At 67.6% G+C, this 17115-nt stretch carries 14 protein-coding genes and 1 pseudogene; 10 read left to right on the plus strand and 5 right to left on the minus strand.

Annotation, left to right across the window (positions count from 1 at the left end; all coding sequences use genetic code 11):
• The first annotated feature begins 33 nt into the window (after positions 1 to 33).
• Genes AC5Y5O_RS09180 through AC5Y5O_RS09195 form a run of 4 tightly spaced genes read left to right on the plus strand, consistent with a single transcriptional unit; the run spans position 34 to position 3890 of the window.
• A complete protein-coding gene (locus AC5Y5O_RS09180; RefSeq protein ID WP_207768540.1) occupies positions 34 to 1263 on the plus strand; it encodes a DUF1214 domain-containing protein in 1230 nt (409 codons plus the stop codon).
• On the plus strand, positions 1260 to 2417 hold the full coding sequence (locus AC5Y5O_RS09185; protein WP_096288351.1) for a sulfotransferase family protein: 1158 nt from the start codon (positions 1260 to 1262) through the stop codon (positions 2415 to 2417). Before AC5Y5O_RS09180 ends, AC5Y5O_RS09185 begins: the two co-directional genes overlap by 4 nt.
• On the plus strand, positions 2404 to 3072 hold the full coding sequence (locus tag AC5Y5O_RS09190) for a TetR/AcrR family transcriptional regulator (RefSeq protein WP_096288353.1): 669 nt from the start codon (positions 2404 to 2406) through the stop codon (positions 3070 to 3072). Before AC5Y5O_RS09185 ends, AC5Y5O_RS09190 begins: the two co-directional genes overlap by 14 nt.
• Before the next feature lie 14 nt (positions 3073 to 3086).
• Positions 3087 to 3890, plus strand: a complete 804-nt coding sequence (locus AC5Y5O_RS09195; RefSeq protein ID WP_096288355.1) for an SDR family NAD(P)-dependent oxidoreductase — start codon at positions 3087 to 3089, stop codon at positions 3888 to 3890.
• 1 nt (position 3891) lies between these two features.
• On the opposite strand, the gene cobN is transcribed toward AC5Y5O_RS09195, so the two are convergent.
• Together cobN and AC5Y5O_RS09205 are read right to left on the minus strand one after the other, a co-directional pair.
• A complete protein-coding gene (cobN, locus tag AC5Y5O_RS09200; RefSeq protein WP_500024758.1) occupies positions 3892 to 7467 on the minus strand; it encodes a cobaltochelatase subunit CobN in 3576 nt (1191 codons plus the stop codon).
• Positions 7468 to 7883: 416 nt separating this feature from the next.
• Positions 7884 to 8531 (minus strand): alpha/beta hydrolase, encoded by a 648-nt coding sequence (locus AC5Y5O_RS09205; protein ID WP_370496481.1) that lies wholly within the window; start codon positions 8529 to 8531, stop codon positions 7884 to 7886.
• Positions 8532 to 8836: 305 nt separating this feature from the next.
• On the opposite strand from AC5Y5O_RS09205, the gene AC5Y5O_RS09210 reads away from it, so the two are divergent.
• On the plus strand, positions 8837 to 10288 hold the full coding sequence (locus AC5Y5O_RS09210; RefSeq protein WP_500024760.1) for an HNH endonuclease signature motif containing protein: 1452 nt from the start codon (positions 8837 to 8839) through the stop codon (positions 10286 to 10288).
• Between the two features lie 56 nt (positions 10289 to 10344).
• On the opposite strand, the gene AC5Y5O_RS09215 is transcribed toward AC5Y5O_RS09210, so the two are convergent.
• Together AC5Y5O_RS09215 and AC5Y5O_RS09220 are read right to left on the minus strand one after the other, a co-directional pair.
• Entirely contained in the window at positions 10345 to 10773 is a 429-nt protein-coding gene (locus AC5Y5O_RS09215) for a DUF2267 domain-containing protein (protein WP_370496483.1), read from the minus strand.
• A gap of 14 nt (positions 10774 to 10787) precedes the next feature.
• The gene (locus tag AC5Y5O_RS09220) at positions 10788 to 10997 is read right to left on the minus strand and encodes a dodecin family protein (protein WP_370496484.1); all 210 of its coding nucleotides are present in this window, start codon (positions 10995 to 10997) and stop codon (positions 10788 to 10790) included.
• Positions 10998 to 11147: 150 nt separating this feature from the next.
• Between AC5Y5O_RS09220 and AC5Y5O_RS09225 the strand changes: the two genes are divergently transcribed.
• From AC5Y5O_RS09225 to AC5Y5O_RS09240, 4 genes are all read left to right on the plus strand, one after another.
• Positions 11148 to 11357, plus strand: a complete 210-nt coding sequence (locus AC5Y5O_RS09225; RefSeq protein ID WP_370496485.1) for a hypothetical protein — start codon at positions 11148 to 11150, stop codon at positions 11355 to 11357.
• Between the two features lie 86 nt (positions 11358 to 11443).
• Complete coding sequence (cobG, locus tag AC5Y5O_RS09230; protein ID WP_500024763.1) at positions 11444 to 12556, plus strand: precorrin-3B synthase; 1113 nt, start codon at positions 11444 to 11446, stop codon at positions 12554 to 12556.
• A 19-nt stretch (positions 12557 to 12575) separates the two neighbouring features.
• Positions 12576 to 13202, plus strand: a complete 627-nt coding sequence (locus AC5Y5O_RS09235) for a precorrin-8X methylmutase (protein ID WP_096288370.1) — start codon at positions 12576 to 12578, stop codon at positions 13200 to 13202.
• Complete coding sequence (locus AC5Y5O_RS09240; protein WP_096288372.1) at positions 13199 to 14689, plus strand: precorrin-2 C(20)-methyltransferase; 1491 nt, start codon at positions 13199 to 13201, stop codon at positions 14687 to 14689. Before AC5Y5O_RS09235 ends, AC5Y5O_RS09240 begins: the two co-directional genes overlap by 4 nt.
• Positions 14690 to 14695: 6 nt before the next feature.
• Here the strand turns inward: AC5Y5O_RS09240 and AC5Y5O_RS09245 are convergent, their stop codons facing one another.
• Positions 14696 to 16258 carry a PPE family protein gene (locus AC5Y5O_RS09245; protein WP_096288374.1) on the minus strand — a complete coding sequence of 521 codons (1563 nt, stop codon included), beginning with the start codon at positions 16256 to 16258 and terminating at the stop codon, positions 14696 to 14698.
• Between the two features lie 116 nt (positions 16259 to 16374).
• Between AC5Y5O_RS09245 and AC5Y5O_RS09250 the strand changes: the two are divergent.
• A pseudogene (locus AC5Y5O_RS09250) lies at positions 16375 to 16992 on the plus strand (DUF2275 domain-containing protein); the annotation flags it as partial.
• Positions 16993 to 17115: the final 123 nt, after the last annotated feature.

The following is a 17115-nucleotide window of genomic DNA, read 5'->3' on the forward strand; positions in this document are numbered from 1 at the left end:
GCATCTGTGGCTACGACCGGAGCGAGGACACGCGTGAGCGATCCGAACAGGCCGCTGGCATGGCTGCCGTTCTCGATCACCGAGGCGGCGCTGGCAGGCTCCGACGCCGACGAGGTCGACCTGTCCCAGGCGTGGTCGTATCTGCAGGACCAGCTGCGCGACGCGGCGCGGATCGTGCAATCGGACCCGGCCGGCCGCAATCGGGTCGACCTCGCCGCGGGAATGCGTCACCTGCTGGTGCTGCTCACCGCCGGCATCCACGAGGTGCTGCGTTTCGACCCCGATCCCATCCTGTGTGTGCAGCGCACCAGCACCGACGATCTGGTGACCTGGGGAATGGAGTGTCCGGACTGCGTCTACACCAGCGCCGTGCTGCGCGGGGGTGAAAGTTACCGGTTGTTCGGCAATCGGGGCACCGCACGCTACGTCGGTCTGCAGACGATGAACGGCATTGTCGCAACGGCCAACGAACTGGTCGACGAACTCGAGGTGGATGCCGACGGGAACTTCGAGGTGGTGCTGTCCGCTTCGAAGCCGGCGGCCGGCGATTGGATGCGACTCGACGGCGATCACCCCATATTGACGGTGCGGCATTTCTTCTACGACTGGAACACCGAAGTCGCGTCGTCGTTGCGCATCGAGCGGATCAGCGACCCGGTTGCCGCAACCGGCCGCACGCTCGATCCGGCCGTGACGGTGTCACGACAGCTGGTTGCCCTCGGCGATTTCGTAAAGGACAACCTCGCGTTCTTCCTGCAATTCGGCGCCGCGGCACCGACGAACGGATTCCTGGCGCCGATCGACCGCTCCGATATCGGCGCGGCCGCGGAAAACCGGCCGGTGATCGGCCGGTGGGAGCTGGGCCCGGGCGAGGCGCTGATCGTGGAATCCGAACCGCCCGAAGGGATTTACTGGAGTTTCTCCATCGGCAATCCGTGGTGGGAGACGATTCACTACGGTCGTCATCAGTCCAGCCTGAACGCCTTCCAGGCTGCGGTGGATGCCGACGGACTGGTACGCGTGGTGCTGTGCTCGGAAGACCCCGGCGTCGCGAATTGGCTTGACACGGCGGGCTTCAGCAACGGGTCGATCATCTTGCGTTGCGTACGGACCAAGACGGCGCCAACGCCGTCGACGCGAGTCGTGCCGTTCGACGACATTCGTGCGGCATTGCCGCCGGACACCGCGTTGGTGACACGCGAGCAGCGGGCCTGCATCATCGCGGCGCGCCGCACCGCCGTGCGCGAAAGGTTCGCCCGATGACGTTTGACGCCGACGAGTTGGAGAACGGTGCCAGGGCGGCAACCGGTCTCGACGATTTCGGATCGCCTTACTACCGCGAGGGACTCGATCGCATCGTCGACGCGCTGAACACCGAAGCCGACCTCAATGACATCGGCCAGGTCATCCAGCACGCGACCATCAGCAACGCGCTGATTCAGCGCCTCAAGGTCGAGGACACCTACCGGCGGCATCCCGAGATCGACGACGAGGTGGTGGACGGTCCGGTGTTCGTGATCGGCCTCCCCCGCACGGGCACCACGGCATTGAGCCAACTGGTCGCCGCCGATCCGCAATTCCGGTCGCTGCGGACGTGGGAATCTCAGGCACCCACCCCGCCGCCGGAGTCCGCGACTCAGCACACCGATCCGCGAATCGCGCAGACCGAGGCGAGCCTGAAGATGCTCGACGACATGTTCCCGTTGATGAAGACGATGCACAACTCCGAAGCGACGGCCGCGACCGAATGCCAGGACCTGATGGGAATGAGCTTTCGTACCTTCCACTTTGACGGCGCGGTGCGCGCTCCGGGATATCTGTCGTGGCTGATGGACTGCGACATGCGCGAGACGTACACCTTTCACCGGCGGGTGCTGCGGCTGTTGCAGTGGCACTGCCCGCCGACCCTGTGGCACCTCAAGACCCCGGTGCACATGTTCGCCCTCGACGCGCTCGTCGCGGCCTATCCGAACGCCAAATTCCTGTGGAGTCACCGCGATCCGGCCAGGGTGCTGGGTTCGGTGTGCAGCCTGATCCAGTACGTCCGCAGCTGGAGCAGCGACCGCAACGATCCGCACGAGCTGGGCGCCGAGCAACTCGACAGCTGGGTCGAAGCCATCCGGCGGGCCATGGATTTCCGTTGCCGGATGGGCTCGGATGGTGGCCAGGACCGCTTCGCCGACATCTCCTTCGCCGATTTGCAAACCGATCCGGTGCGCACGTTGCAAGCCGGCTACGAACGCCTGGGGTTGAGCTTCACCGACGCCGCCTCGAACGCGGTCAGGCAATGGGCGCAAGGCCACAAACCCGGCTCTCGCGGCGCACACGACTATGACCTCGCCGAGTACGGCCTGACATCGGAGGAGGTTCGCGAACGCTTCGCGGACTACCTCGCCGCCTACGATGCCACCGCCTGAGGGCACGAGCGCTCCCCGGACGCGGCGCCGCGACAAGCTGGAGCCAGATCCGGCGGTGCGTCGCGAGATTTTGGCGGCCGCGTCGACGACCCTGCGTGAACAGGGGGTTCCCGGCTTGAGCGTCGCGGCGGTGCTGGATCGCGCCAATTTGAGTACCCGCGCCTTCTACCGGCATTTCGACTCGAAGGACGAACTGGTTGCCGCGGTGTTCCTGGATACCGCGCGCGCGGAGAGGCGGCGGCTGCAACGGCGAATGTCGGGCGCCGCCAACGAGATCGAAGCGGTCGCGGCCTGGATCGACGGTCGGCTCGACCTAGCGTTCGACGACAACGTCAAATCCGATTTGCGGCGGCTGTCGCTGGAAGCTCAATCGCAAACGTCGATCTCCCCCAGCCTGATTCAGCCCGCATACGCCGAAATGCTCAAGCCGCTCGGCGATGCGCTGCGGCGGGGCCTGCAGGCCGGGGTGTTCCACCACATCGACCCGGTCAACGACGCGGAGTTCATCCAGGGCGTGGTGTGGGCAAGCATCAACCGGCAGTGGCGAACCGGCGATTGCGACCGCATCGAGGTCCGCAACGACGCGCTCCGGTTCTGCCTGCGTGCGCTGGGCGTAGCGCTGGGTGCGATCAATCAGATCTGTTCACAAGACTGACCGAGGGAGTATCGATGGACCTGGGTTTTGCCGAATCGACGGCGGTGGTGACCGGCGGCAGCAAGGGAATGGGCCTGGCCATCGCCGAAACCCTTGCGGCCGAAGGCGCCAGCGTGGCGGTGATGGCACGGAGCCGAGAAGCGCTCGATGCCGCCGTGGAATCACTTCTGAAAGCCGGCGCGCCCGACGCCGTGGGAATCAGCGTGGACATGGGTGACGCCGAATCCATCGCCGATGGTTTCGCCGCCGTGTCCCAACGCTGGGGCCGCCTCAACTCTCTGGTGCACACGATCGGGCCGGGCGACGGCTACTTCGAGCAGATGGACGACACACAATGGGACGAGGCGTTCGCGCTGGGAACGATGTCGGCCGTGCGGTCGATTCGCGCGTCGTTGCCGCTGCTGCGCGCGGCGGACTGGGCCCGCATCGTGACGCTGTCCGCACACTCCATTCAACGACAGAACCCGCGCATCGTCGCCTACACCGCATCCAAGGCGGCGTTGGCCAGTGTCACCAAGAATCTTTCCAAAAGCCTTGCCGCCGATGGCATCTTGGTCAACTGCGTGTGCCCGGGGACCATCGTGACCGCCAGCTTCACCGAAAACCTGAAGGACATCCTGGCGGCCGACGGCCTGGACGCCACCGACCCGGTGGACGTCATGACCTGGATCGACAACCACTTTCATCAACCCTGTGACCTTGGTCGCGCCGGGCTTCCCGAGGAGGTCGCATCCATCACCGCCTACCTGGCGTCCCGGCGCAACGGCTACGTCACCGGGGCGACGGTGAATGTGGACGGCGGATCCGACTTCATCTAGGTCAGCCTTCGAGATCACCTTCGGCTTCCAGCAGCGCCTGGCGCAGCCCGTCCAGGGTTTCCGGTTGCGGCTGCTCCCACATCCCGCGCCCGGCGGCCTCGAGCAGTCGTTCCGCCATGCCGTGCAACGCCCACGGGTTGGATTCCGTCATGAACTTGCGGTTCTCCGGATCCAGCACGTACCGCTCGGTGAGCTGTTCGTACATCCAGTCCGCCATCACCCCGGCGGTGGCGTCGTAGCCGAAGAGGTAGTCGACGGTGGCCGCCATCTCGAATGCGCCCTTATAGCCGTGCCGGCGCATCGCGGCCATCCAGCGCGGATTGACCACCCGGGCCCGAAACACCCGCGTGGTCTCCTCGGACAGCGTGCGGGTGCGGATCGCGTCGGGTCGGGTGTTGTCGCCGATGTAGGCGGCCGGCGCCTTGCCGGTCAGCGCTCGCACCGTGGCGACCATGCCGCCGTGGTATTGGAAGTAGTCGTCCGAGTCGGCGATGTCGTGCTCACGGGTATCGGTGTTCTTGGCGGCCACGGCAATTCGCCGATACTGGCGGTTCATGTCGTCGACCGCCTCGCGACCGTCGAGGTCGCGTCCGTAGGCGAAACCACCCCAGGCCGTGTACACCTGGGCGAGGTCAGCGTCGTCGCGCCAGTTCCGGCTGTCGATCAGCTGCAGCAGCCCCGCGCCGTACGTACCCGGTTTAGAACCGAAAATTCTTGTGGTGGAACGCCGTTGGTCGCCATGCTGGGCCAGATCGGCCTGCGCGTGCGCGCGGACAAAATTAGCGTCGGCGGGCTCGTCGAGTTCGGCGACCAAGCGCACCGCGTCGTCAAGCATCGTCACGACATGCGGGAACGCGTCGCGGAAGAATCCCGAGATGCGGACGGTTACGTCAATTCGCGGGCGGCCCAGCTCAGTCGGCGAAATCGCAGTCAATCCGACCACGCGGCGCGACGCGTCGTCCCACACCGGCCGAACACCGAGCAGCGCAAGGACTTCGGCGATGTCGTCACCGGCGGTGCGCATAGCGGAAGTGCCCCACACCGACAGCCCGACCGATTGCGGCCACTCCCCGTGGTCGTTGCGATACCGGTCCAGCAGTGAATCGGCAAGCGCGACACCGGCTTCCCAGGCCAGCCGCGACGGTACCGCCTTGGGGTCGACGGAGTAGAAGTTGCGGCCGGTGGGCAGCACATTGACCAGGCCACGCAACGGTGACCCCGAAGGTCCTGCCGGTATGAACCGGCCGTCGAGCGCCCGCAGCACCTGGTCGATCTCCGATGCGGTACCGGCCAGCCGGGGCACTACCTCGGTGGCCGCGAATCGCAGCACCGTGGCGACCTCGGCGTTGTCCGTGATCGTGTCGGCGGTGTCCGGGTCCCAGCCGCTGGCTTGCAGCGATGCGACCAATTCGCGAGCAACCGCCTCGGTTTGATCGACCGTCGTCCGCTCGTCGGTGCCGTCTTCGGCGAGACCGAGCGCTTGCCGCAGACCGGGGATGGCCTGCTCGCCGCCGAACAGCTGGCGAGCCCGAAGAATGGCGAGGACGAGGTCGAGTTCTGCTTCCCCCGTGGGCTTTTGCCCGAGGATGTGCAGCCCGTCGCGGATCTGGACATCCTTGATCTCGCACAGCCAGCCGTCGACGTGCAGCAGCATGTCGTCGAACGAGTCTTCTTCGGGCCGCTCAGTCAGGCCCAGATCGTGGTCCATCTTGGCAGCGCGGATCAGCGTCCAGATCTGCTGGCGGATGGCGGGCAGCTTGCCGGGATCCAGGGCGGCGACATTGGCGTGCTCGTCGAGCAGTTGCTCCAAACGCGCGATGTCGCCGTAACTTTCGGCACGGGCCATCGGCGGGATCAGATGGTCGACGAGTACCGCGTGCGCCCGGCGCTTGGCCTGAGTGCCCTCGCCGGGATCGTTGACGAGGAACGGGTAGATCAGCGGCAGGTCGCCCAGTGCGGCGTCGGATCCGCAGGCCGCCGACATGCCCAGCGTCTTGCCCGGAAGCCACTCCAGGTTTCCGTGCTTGCCCAGGTGCACCACCGCGTGCGATCCGAATCCGGCGTCGAGCCAGTGATAGGCGGCCAGATAGTGGTGGCTCGGTGGCAGATCGGGATCGTGATAGATGGCAACCGGGTTCTCGCCGAACCCGCGCGGCGGCTGCACCAGTAATACCAGGTTGTCGGATTGCATTGCGGCGATGACGATCTCGCCGTCGGGATCGTGGGTGCGATCGACGAACAGCTCCCCGGGTGCGGGGCCCCAATGGGTCTCGACGGCCTCGCGGAAGTCGTCGGGCAGGGTGGCGAACCAGGCGCGGTAGTCCGCGGCGGACACCCTGACCGGGTTGCCGGCCAGTTTCTCCTCGGTGAGCCAGTCGGGGTCCTGCCCGCCGCGTTCGATCAGCGCGTGGACCAGCGCGTCCCCGTCGTTGGCGTCGATGCCGGGCAGATCCCCGACCCGATAGCCGCGCTCGCGCATCGCCTGTACCAGCGCCACCGCACTGGCCGGGGTGTCCAGTCCCACCGCGTTGCCGATGCGGGCGTGCTTGGTGGGATACGCCGAGAACACCAGGGCCACCCGCTTGTCGGCGGGGGCGATGTGTCGCAGCAGCGCGTGCCGGATGGCCAGGCCGGCGACCCGCGCGCAGCGTTCGGCGTCGGCCTCATAGGAGATCAGCCCGTCGTCGTCGATCTCTTTGAACGAGAACGGGACGGTGATGATGCGCCCGTCGAACTCGGGCACCGCCACCTGGGTGGCTACATCCAGCGGGGACAGGCCGTCGTCGTTCTCGTCCCACTGATCCCGCGAGCTCGTCAGGCACAGCCCCTGCAAGATCGGAATGTCCAGGGCGGCAAGGTGTTCGACGTTCCAGCTGTCGTCGTCCCCACCGGCCGACGCGGCCGCGGGCCGCAGTCCCCCGGCGGCCAGCACCGTGACCACCATCGCGTCGGCGTCACCGAGCCGTTGCAGCAGCTCGGGCTCGGCGGTGCGCAGCGACGCGCAGTAGACCGGCAGCGGTCGTCCGCCGGCGTCTTCGATTGCCGTGCAAAGCGATTCGATGTAGGCGGTGTTGCCGGCCAGGTGTTGCGCGCGGTAGTACAACACCGCGATGGTGGGGCCCGCCGTCTGCCGGGCCGCAGGCCGCTCGAGTTCCCCCCAGGTCGGGGTCACCACCGGCTCGGTGAAGCCGACGCCCGTCATCAGCACGGTGTCGGACAGGAAGGCGTGCAGCTGGCGCAGGTTCTCCACGCCACCGTGCGCCAGGTAGATGTGCGCCTGCACCGCGATTCCGGCGGCCAGCGTGGACAGTCCGGTCAGCTCGGCGTCCGCGGCCTGCTCGCCGCTGACCAGGACCGTCGGAATGCCACTCGCGAGCACGGTGTCGATGCCGCTTTGCCAGGCGCGGTAGCCGCCGAGGATCCGGACCACCACGATCTCGGCGTCGGCCAAGAGGTCGAGCAGCTCTTCGTCGGACAACCGCGCGGGGTTGGCCCACCGATAGTTTTTCCCGCTGGAACGGGCGCTGATCAGGTCGGTGTCGGATGTCGACAGCAGGACGATCGTCGGCTCAGCCACTCATCATTCGTACCGTAACGCGACCGGTGGGCGGACGGCGCCCGCTCAGATCCCGGTGCAGATGCTGATGAAACGGATGGGCGCGCAGACGCTGACCCAGACGTGTGGCCGCGGGCCGGACCAAGCCGGCGGCGGGGGCGGGGGCGGCGGGGCAGCCGGCGGCGGGGGGGCCGGCGCTTGGGCGGCGACGACGCACGTGTTGGATGGCGCGTCGTAGACGGTCCCTTCGCCACATTGGGCCGCTCGACTAATCGCCGGCGACATCGCGGTCGCGGCGGCGGCGAGTGCGAAAGCGGTCGGGAGGATGAGTGCCAAGCGATTCGCTATCTTGAACATCGCAGCTCTCCGTGCGTACCGTTTCCCCCTCAGCAAACATTGCCACAAATGCCGCCGCCCCGCGCGTGTTCATATCGTTTTCAATGGAGTACCGCCGCGATCCGTGCGGCGACCTCGCCCACGACGTCAGCAGGCTCGGCCGCGCGGTAGCGATCGGCGGTCGGGTCGTACTCCGCTCCGGCGATCGACCCGTGATCGGCCGCCAACTCTGCCAGCTGCACCGGCCACCCGACGGCTTCGAGCTGGGCGGCGAAGTCGCGGCTGGCCGTCACCGGAACCACATCGTCGTCCAGGCCGTGCAGCAGGGTGAACGGCGGACCGGCCGGGCCGGGACTCAGTCCGTCGCCCGGGATGCGACCCGTGATCGGGTCGGGGACCGTGAAAGCGCCTGCCAGACAGACGGTATGGGTCAGCGGGACATCCCGGCGAGTCAGTGTCAACCCTGCCGCGGCGAGGCCGCCCATCGACCACCCGACGAGCACGAAGCCCTTGCAGCGCTGGCGCATGAACTCGACCGATCCCAACAAGTCCGCGCGGCCTCCGTCGTGGGAATGCGAATCCCAGTCGGCCACCACGACGTTGGCGCCGCGGTCGGCCAGCACGCCGGCCAGCGGCCGGACGACAGCGCGGGCATTGGCCTGCATGCCGTGCCATACAAGAACGGCCGGCTGAGTTCGATCCCCGAAGACATCGGCCAAGCGTCCTGGGGCGTACTCCATCGTCTGCACCACAGCAGGGTGCCCACCGCGACCCGCGGCAATCTTCGGACTTGTCGGTGGACGTCTGTCTTGCGTCAAGAAGTTGGCAGGTTTCTAGGTGGAGGTAGGCCTGTTTGGGGGTGCGGTCTGATGGGTTTGCAGACGATCCGGAAGTCTTGGATTTCCATGTCGAGGGCGTCGCCATCGAAGAGGGTCCGGATGTTTGTTCGCCGCGACCGAACCGTGTAAACAACCTTTCAGTCACGTCCGCAGTTATCCACAACCTGCGACCCTGCCAAAAGTTTGAGGCAGTAGATCGGGGTATACTCGAACATATGTTCGATGGATTGCAGGGTGCGGACGAGCTACTGCGCGCCGACGATGCGACCGTGGTCGCGGCGATCGCGGAGTGGACGCGAGCCGAAGCCGCCGCTTCATCGCGCCGGCTGGCGGCCATCGCCGAACTGGTGCGCCGCCGCGCGGTGGGTCCCGTCGACCATGCGATGTGGTCATGTGACAACTGGGATGCGATGGCCGCCGAAGTGTCTGCTGCACAAGGCATCAGTCACTCCATGGCGTCCGGTCAGATGCATCAAGCCGTGGCATTGCGCGACCGGCTACCAGAAGTAGCAGCCCTCTTCTTTGACGGCGCCATCAGCGCTCGGCTGGCCGCGGCCATCGTGTGGCACACGGAATTGATCAAGGACCCGGACACGTTGCGGCTGGTCGATACGGCACTGGCCAAGAGCGCGGCCCGATACGGGCCACTGTCGGTGAATAAGACGGCGCAGGCCATCGACGCGATAGTCGACCGCTATGACCCCGGTGCAGTGCGCCGGAGCCGAGCGGCTGCGCGCAGCCGGGACTTGGTGGTCGACCTGGCCAATGACGAGTCGGGAACCGCCGCGGTGTGGGGCCGGCTGTACGCCACCGACGCCGCGGCTTTGGACCGACGGCTCCTGCACATGGCCCACGATGTCTGCGACGACGACCCGCGGACCCTCGCCCAGCGCCGTGCCGATGCGCTGGGCGCGCTCGCCGCGGGAGCAGAGCGACTCAGCTGTGGCTGCGACAATGCCGAATGCGCGGCGCGCCTAGAGTCCGACGAGCGCGCGACGGGCGTCGTCATCCACGTCGTCACCGAGCCGTCGGCGCTGCAGAGCACGCCCGTACCCTCGGGCGTTAACCGGCCGTCCGCGTTGATCACCGGTGGCGGGACGGTTCCCTCGCCACGGCTCGCCGAGCTGATTCGAGATGGTGCGAAGGTGCGGCCGTTGCGTCATCCCGGCGCCGGCAGTGCGGGCGAGCCGAGTTACCGTCCGTCGGCGGCGCTCGAAGCATTTGTGCGATGCCGCGACTTGACGTGTCGATTCCCCAATTGCGATCGTCCCGCCGAGATCTGCGACATCGACCATACGATCCCCTACCCGTTCGGCCCCACACATCCGTCGAACCTCAAATGCCTGTGCCGAAAACATCACCTGCTCAAGACTTTCTGGACAGCTTGGCGGGACGAACAGCATCCCGACGGTGCCGTTGTCTGGACTTCACCCAGCGGGTACACCTACACCACCCGGCCCGGCAGTCTGCTGATATTTCCCACGCTGTGCCTGCCAACAGGCGAATTAGCCGGCGCGCCAAGGGCTGCCGACCGGCTCGACTGCCGCGGGGTCATGATGCCCAAGCGGCGGCGCACCCGAGAGCAAGATCGCGTCCGTCGCATCAACGCAGAGCGTTCACTAAACGCCGCTCACGTCGCCGAACGAAATCAGCCGCCGCCGTTCTGATTCGCGATCAGCCCTGGGCAAGCCATCCTTTACCGCCACCCGCGTTATCTTCTGCCCTACTGGGGTTGCAGTATCTTGCGGATTTCGATGGGCAACTGCCCCAGGGCCTTGTCGATCTGGGCAGCCGGCAGATGATGCAACGCGGCCGCGGTAGTGGCTGCAGCGGCTTTGCCAACGTCGCAGAGTGCGATGTTCGCCTCGCGAGAGAACCGGACGGTATAAGCGTCGGCGTCGTACTTGTCGGGGACGGCATTGGGGTCCCACGCCTGGTAGAAAACGCCTCTGATCAGGTCGGGCAGCTGGGCCGCAAAATGAGCGCTCGCCTCTACCGTGAGCCGATCGCGCAGGGTATGCAGCCATGCTCTCAGGACTCGGTAAGCGAACTCGCGATCCTCGGTGTCGAACTCCGCGGCGACATCATTTACCCACGTATGTGCGGAATCTATTGCATGGTCGAGCGCTGTAACGCTGGTTCTCGTCGACATGGCTACCTGCGGCTCTAGTCGAGGACGAATGTGACCAGCATGTTGACGCGGTAGGCGACAACTCCGCCGTTCTCCACATCCACTACCTGTTCCTTGATCCAGGCCGACTTGACGCCACGTAAGGTCTGCTCGGCCCGAGCAATGCCGGTCTTCACGGCATCTTCGAAGCTGGTGTCGGATCTCGCGCTGATCTCGGTGACGCGCGCGACGGTACCTTCAGGCATGGTGACCTCCCGGAGTCGATACGGATTGGCTAATCCAGGACAATGACCATCTAATTGCGGCACGGCCAGAACTGGTAGGGACGAAGTGCCCGGTGCTGCGGGTCTTTGGGCCACAGTCTCTTTGGCGCAAACCTTCTAGCCTTGAGCTTCATGGCGATCGAACCGATTATCGAGCGTGACCCGAGCCATAAGTGCCCGATCTGCGGTGGAGATACCGAGCTGTACACCATCGGCGTTACGCAGTGGAATGGCGAGAAGCACCAGACGCAGATTTCGTCGCGGCCACGGCGGCGTTGTGCCGACCTCATGTGTAAAGGCCACGACGACGGTCTGGATAAATATGACTTCGGCGACCGCTAGCCGGTGCCGATACAAGGTCGGTTCATGGGCCAGGCGGGCACACGATCGTGGTTTTCAGCGCGGCGTTCTGCTCTACCGTGGATTGCATGGCCCGAACCCGCGACAGTGACGCGTGCCCCGGCGCGCTGCAGGTGCACCAGGCCGCCGACGGCGCTCTGGTGCGCGTGCGACTGCCCGGCGGGATGATCACCGCCGCGCAATTGGCGGCGCTGGCCGGCCTATCCAGCGGCTTCGGCTCGGGAACGTTGGAACTGACGGTGCGCGGCAATGTGCAGTTGCGCGCGATCACTGACGTGGCGGCCGTCGCGGAGGGCATCGCCAAGGCCGGGCTATTACCGTCGGCGACGCACGAACGGGTGCGAAACATCGTCGCCTCGCCGCTGTCCGGCCGGGCGGGCGGACGCGCGGATGTGCGGGCCTGGGTGGACGCGCTGGATGCGGCGATCTGCGCCGAGCCCAAACTGGTCGATCTGGGCGGCCGGTTCTGGTTCAGCATCGACGACGGCCGCGCCGACGTGTCCGGGCTGGGCGCCGACGTCGGTGTGCACGTCTGCGACGACGGCTACGCGCTGCTGCTGATGGGACGCGACACCGGCCTGCGCATGGCGGCCGACGATGTGGTCACGACGCTGGTCGGGATCGCCGTCCGATTCACTGAGATACGCGAAAGCGCTTGGCGTATCAATGAATTGACTGACATCGAGGACCTGCTGCCCGGCCTGGATTTCGGTGCCGTCCCGTTTGCGCCGGTCGCCAAACCGCCAGTGGGCTGGATAGCCCAGGACTGGCCGGGTCACGAAGGCCGGGTTGCATTGGGCGCCGCAGTACCGCTGGGTGTGCTGCCCGCACAAACCGCGGAGTATCTCGCCCTGATCGAGGCCCCGATGGTGATCACGCCGTGGCGCTCGCTGCTGGTGTGCGACCTTGACGAGGGCGTCGCCGACGCCGCGCTGCGGGTGCTCGCGCCACTGGGTTTGGTATTCGACGAGAATTCCCCCTGGCTCGACATCAGCGCCTGTACCGGCAGTCCGGGCTGCGCGCGCTCAGCCGCCGATGTGCGGGCGGATGCGGCCGACCTGGTCGGGACGGATTCGTCGGCGCATCGTCACTTCGTGGGCTGCGAACGCGCGTGCGGCAGCCCGCCGACCGGACAGGTGCTGGTCGCCACCGGCGACGGATACCGGCTGCTTCGAAGTTAGGGGGCCGTAGGGTGGGCAGGTGCTCGACTACATCCGCGACGCGGCGGAGATCTACCGCCAGTCGTTCGCGACCATCCGCGCCGAGGCCGACTTGGCCCGATTCCCCGCCGACGTGGCCCAGGTCGTCGTCCGGCTGATCCATACCTGCGGGCAGGTGGACGTCGCCGAGCATGTCGCCTTCACCCGGGACGTGGTGGCCCGGACCGGCGCCGCGCTGCGAGACGGCGCTCCCGTGCTGTGCGATTCGTCGATGGTGGCCGCCGGGATCACCAAAGCACGGCTGCCCGCCGGCAACGAGGTCGTGTCGTTGGTGGCCGACCCTCGCGCACCCGAGTTGGCCGCGCGACGGCAGATCACCCGGTCGGCGGCGGGCGTCGAACTGTGGGCCGACCGGCTCGACGGCGCGGTGCTGGCGATCGGCAATGCCCCTACCGCGCTGTTCCGGCTGCTCGAGCTGATCGACGAGGGCGCCCCGGCGCCGGTGGCGGTGCTGGGCGGCCCGGTCGGATTCGTCGGCTCGGCACAGTCCAAGGTGGAGCTGATCGAACGCCCGCGCGGGATGTCGTATCTGGTGGTGCGGGGCCGCCGCGGCGGCAGCGCGATGGCCGCCGCAGCCGTCAACGCGATCGCGAGCGATACCGAATGACTGACTCCTCAGACCAGCGAGGCGTGCTGTGGGGCGTCGGCCTGGGCCCCGGCGATCCGGAGTTGGTGACCGTCAAGGCGGCGCGGCTGATCGGCGAGGCCGACGTCGTCGCGTACCACAGCGCCCGGCATGGCCGCAGCATCGCGCGCGGCATCGCCGAACCGTATCTGCGGCCCGGCCAGATCGAGGAGCACCTCGTCTATCCGGTGACCACCGAGGTAAGCGATCATCCCGGCGGCTACGCCGGTGCGATGGAGGACTTCTATATCGAGGCCACCGAGCGCATCGCCGCGCACCTCGACGCGGGACGCAATGTGGCGCTGCTGGCCGAAGGCGATCCGCTGTTCTACAGCTCGTATATGCATCTGCACACCCGGCTGACGCAGCGGTTCGACGCCGTCATCGTGCCCGGCGTGACGTCGGTAAGCGCTGCCTCGGCGGCCGTGGCTATCCCGCTGGTGGCCGGCGACGAGGTGCTGTCGGTGCTGCCGGGAACCCTGCCTGTCGCCGAGCTGACCCGCCGGCTCGCCGACGCGGACGCCGCCGTGGTGCTCAAGCTGGGCCGTTCGTATCGCACTGTGCGAGAAGCTCTTTCGGCGTCCGGGCGACTGGACGAAGCGTTCTACGTGGAGCGGGCCAGCACCGCCGCGCAACGTGTCTCGCCGGCCGCTGCCGTAGACGAGGCCAGCGTGCCCTATTTCTCGCTGGCCATGCTGCCGGGCGGCCGCCGGTTGCAGGAACGCTCGCCGGCCGGCGCCGTCGCCGTCGTGGGTCTGGGCCCCGGCGACCACGACTGGATGACACCGCAGAGCCGACGTGAGCTGGCCGCCGCGACCGATCTGATCGGCTACGGCAACTACCTCGATCGCGTCCCGGTGCGCGACGGCCAGCAGCGCCACCCCAGCGACAACACCGACGAACCCGCGCGGGCGCGCCTGGCCTGCGCACTGGCCGAACAGGGCCGCGCCGTCGCGGTGGTCTCGTCGGGCGATCCGGGGGTGTTCGCAATGGCCACCGCCGTGCTGGAAGAGGCCAAGCAGTGGCCCGGGGTTCAGGTTCGCGTGATCCCGGCGATGACCGCGGCCCAGGCCGTCGCCAGCCGCGTCGGTGCGCCGCTGGGTCACGACTATGCGGTGATTTCGCTGTCGGATCGGCTCAAGCCGTGGGACGTGATCGAGACGCGCCTGAGCGCCGCGGCGGCGGCCGATCTGGTGCTGGCCGTCTACAACCCCGCGTCCAAGAGCCGGACCTGGCAGGTCGGCGCCATGCGCGACATCCTGCTGACCCACCGCGAACCGGGGACGCCGGTGGTGATCGGCCGCAACGTGTCGGGGCCCGACGAGGATGTCCGCGTGGTGCGGCTGGCCGACCTTGATCCGGCCGACGTCGACATGCGCTGCCTGCTGATCGTCGGTTCGTCTCAAACCCAGTGGTACACAGACGATTCCGGCGACAAGGTGTTCACGCCGCGGCGCTACCCTACCTGAAGCCCGCTAGTCCTTGCCCCAGGTTTTCGGCAGCATCGGCACGGACGGACCGTCATTGAGCCCGTCACTGGTCAGCGTCGTCAGCCCCGCGGCGCGGTCCGCGCCGGATTTGGCTGCGGCACCGGCGAATCCGAGCGGCCCGGCGCCCGACTCCCCGGCCGTGGTGGCGGGTTCGTCGTCCGGCGCGGCGGGGGTGTCCTCGAGGTCCATGTACTCGTATCGGTAGGCCTTGTCCTTTGCGGTTCCGCCGCGACGGCGGCGGGCCTTCAACCGCTCCTTGGCGGATGCCGCCGCCGACGCGGCCGGAGCGTCAGCGTCGTCCGGTGCGGGCTCCTCGGACTTGCGGCGGGATCGGTTTCGCGCGCTGGCACTCCCCGAAAGTCCGGACAGCCCAACGGCATACAGCGCGTCGGACAGGCCGGCGCCGAGTCCGGTCGTACTGGTCGGGCCGAAGCCAACCCCGGGGCCGCCACCGACCGGTGGGGCACCGTGCGCGGGCATGGCCGTTGCCGTCGCGGGCGCCGGAGCGGGCGCGCTGACACTCGAGCTGGTCGGCACATTGCCGAATCCCGCTGGAGCCGGCGCGGTGGGCATTGGCGTGGGCGCCATCGCGGGCAACGGCGGCTGGATCGACAGGGGAACCGCGGTGCTCACCGCGATCGCCGCGGCGCCCGCCGCCGCCCCGGCACCCGCCGCAGCGGCGACGGCCATCATGGCCGGGATGGCGACGACGGCCAGCTGAACCGCGACCTGGATGAACGGCCAGAAAATCATCAGGGTGTGGAAGATGGCCCAGCCCATCGCGCTGGCCAGCGTCGGCGACAGCCCCAACTGCGTGAAAAAGGAGGCGAGGCTGTTGACCCAGGGCACCGGCGGGAACGGCCAGCCACCGGGGTTGAGTTCCTTGGATACCGGCCAGGCAAAACTGGTCGTGTACTGCCGAATCCACGCCTCGAGCTGATCCATCCAGGACGGGTACTGCGGCGCCGCGGTGGTGGCTTGCTGCTGGGTGGTCGACGTGGTGGCGGCCGCCGTCATGATCTGTGGTGCGGGGGTCGACGGCGGCACCGCCGCGAGCGCGGATTCGCTGACCGCCTCATAGGTGCTCATCGTCGTGGCCGCCTGCACCCACATACGCGCATAGTCGGCCTCGTTGACGGCGATCGGGATCGTGTTGATGCCGAAGAAGTTCGTCGCGACCAGAGTGCCGTGAATCACGTGGTTCGCGGCGAGCTCGCCCATCGTGGGCATCGCGGCCAGCGCGGCCGTGTAGGCGCCGGCGGCCGTCTCGTGCAATGCGGCCGCGGCGGTGCTGTCCGCTGAGCTGGCGAGCAGCCAGGTCAAGTACGGGGCGTGGACGGCGACGTACTGCTCCGCGCTTGGGCCCTGCCACTCCCCGGCCTGCACCGCGCCCAGCAGCCCGGTGAGTTCGTCGGCGGCGTCGGCGTATTCGGTGCTCAACGCCGACCACGCTCCGGCCGCCGCCAGCAGCGGCCCCGGTCCGGGCCCACTGCTCAGCAGCGTGGAATGCACCTCGGGTGGAAACGCGAGCCAGATCGGGGCGGTCATGAAAGCGGGCCTTCCGGGGCGATGTGGGCTGTCCTCAGTGGTCGTTGCGGCGCACGATTTAGTTCCCACCGGGTTTCTTCTTTGCGCCCGGCGCGTGCATGCGCAACGATGCAGGGATGCGGTGTGATGTTGCGCGTGAAGCGCTTTCCGCCCGATTGGACGGCGAGCGAACGGACGTGCTTGCCCAGCAGGTGGATGCCCATCTGGAGACGTGCCGTGGGTGTCGTACCTGGTTAATCGGTGCGGCAACCCAGACTCGGCGGCTGGCCTCGATCGAACCCGGTGACGGCCCGGACCTGGTCGCCCGAATCATGGCGAGCATCGACGAGGACCCCGCAGCGCGTAACGGCTGGATGCGCGCCGTTCGGGCGCGCTACGCGCGGTGGGGACTCATCGCCGTGGGCGCCTTCCAAGTCTTGATCGCGGCTGCGCAAATCGGCGGAATGAGCTTCGGGATGGTGTCGCATCACATGCACGGCGCGATGTCCGGCGAGCACCTGCTACACGAGTCCACGGCCTGGTTGTTGGCGTTGGGGGCGGCCATGATCGCGGCCGGAGTCTGGCCGGTGATGGCGACCGGCGTCGCGGCGATAGCCGGCGCGTACTCCCTCGGACTGATGGGTTATGTGGCCGCTGACGCCCTGGACGGCCAGGTGACCGCGACACGCGTCGCCAGCCACGTGCCCGTGCTGCTGGGGCTGGCGTTCGCGGTGTTGGTGGCGCGCGAGCGAACCGGCGGCCGCGGGTCGGGCGAGTCCGACTTCGACGCTTTCGACGGCGAGCTGCCCGCCAGTTTCCCCACTCGCCGCCGTGGCCATCTGCGGCCGATCAACCGTTCCCCGTCGGACCTCGCCGCA

Source organism: Mycobacterium sp. NGS40 (assembly GCF_059812735.1).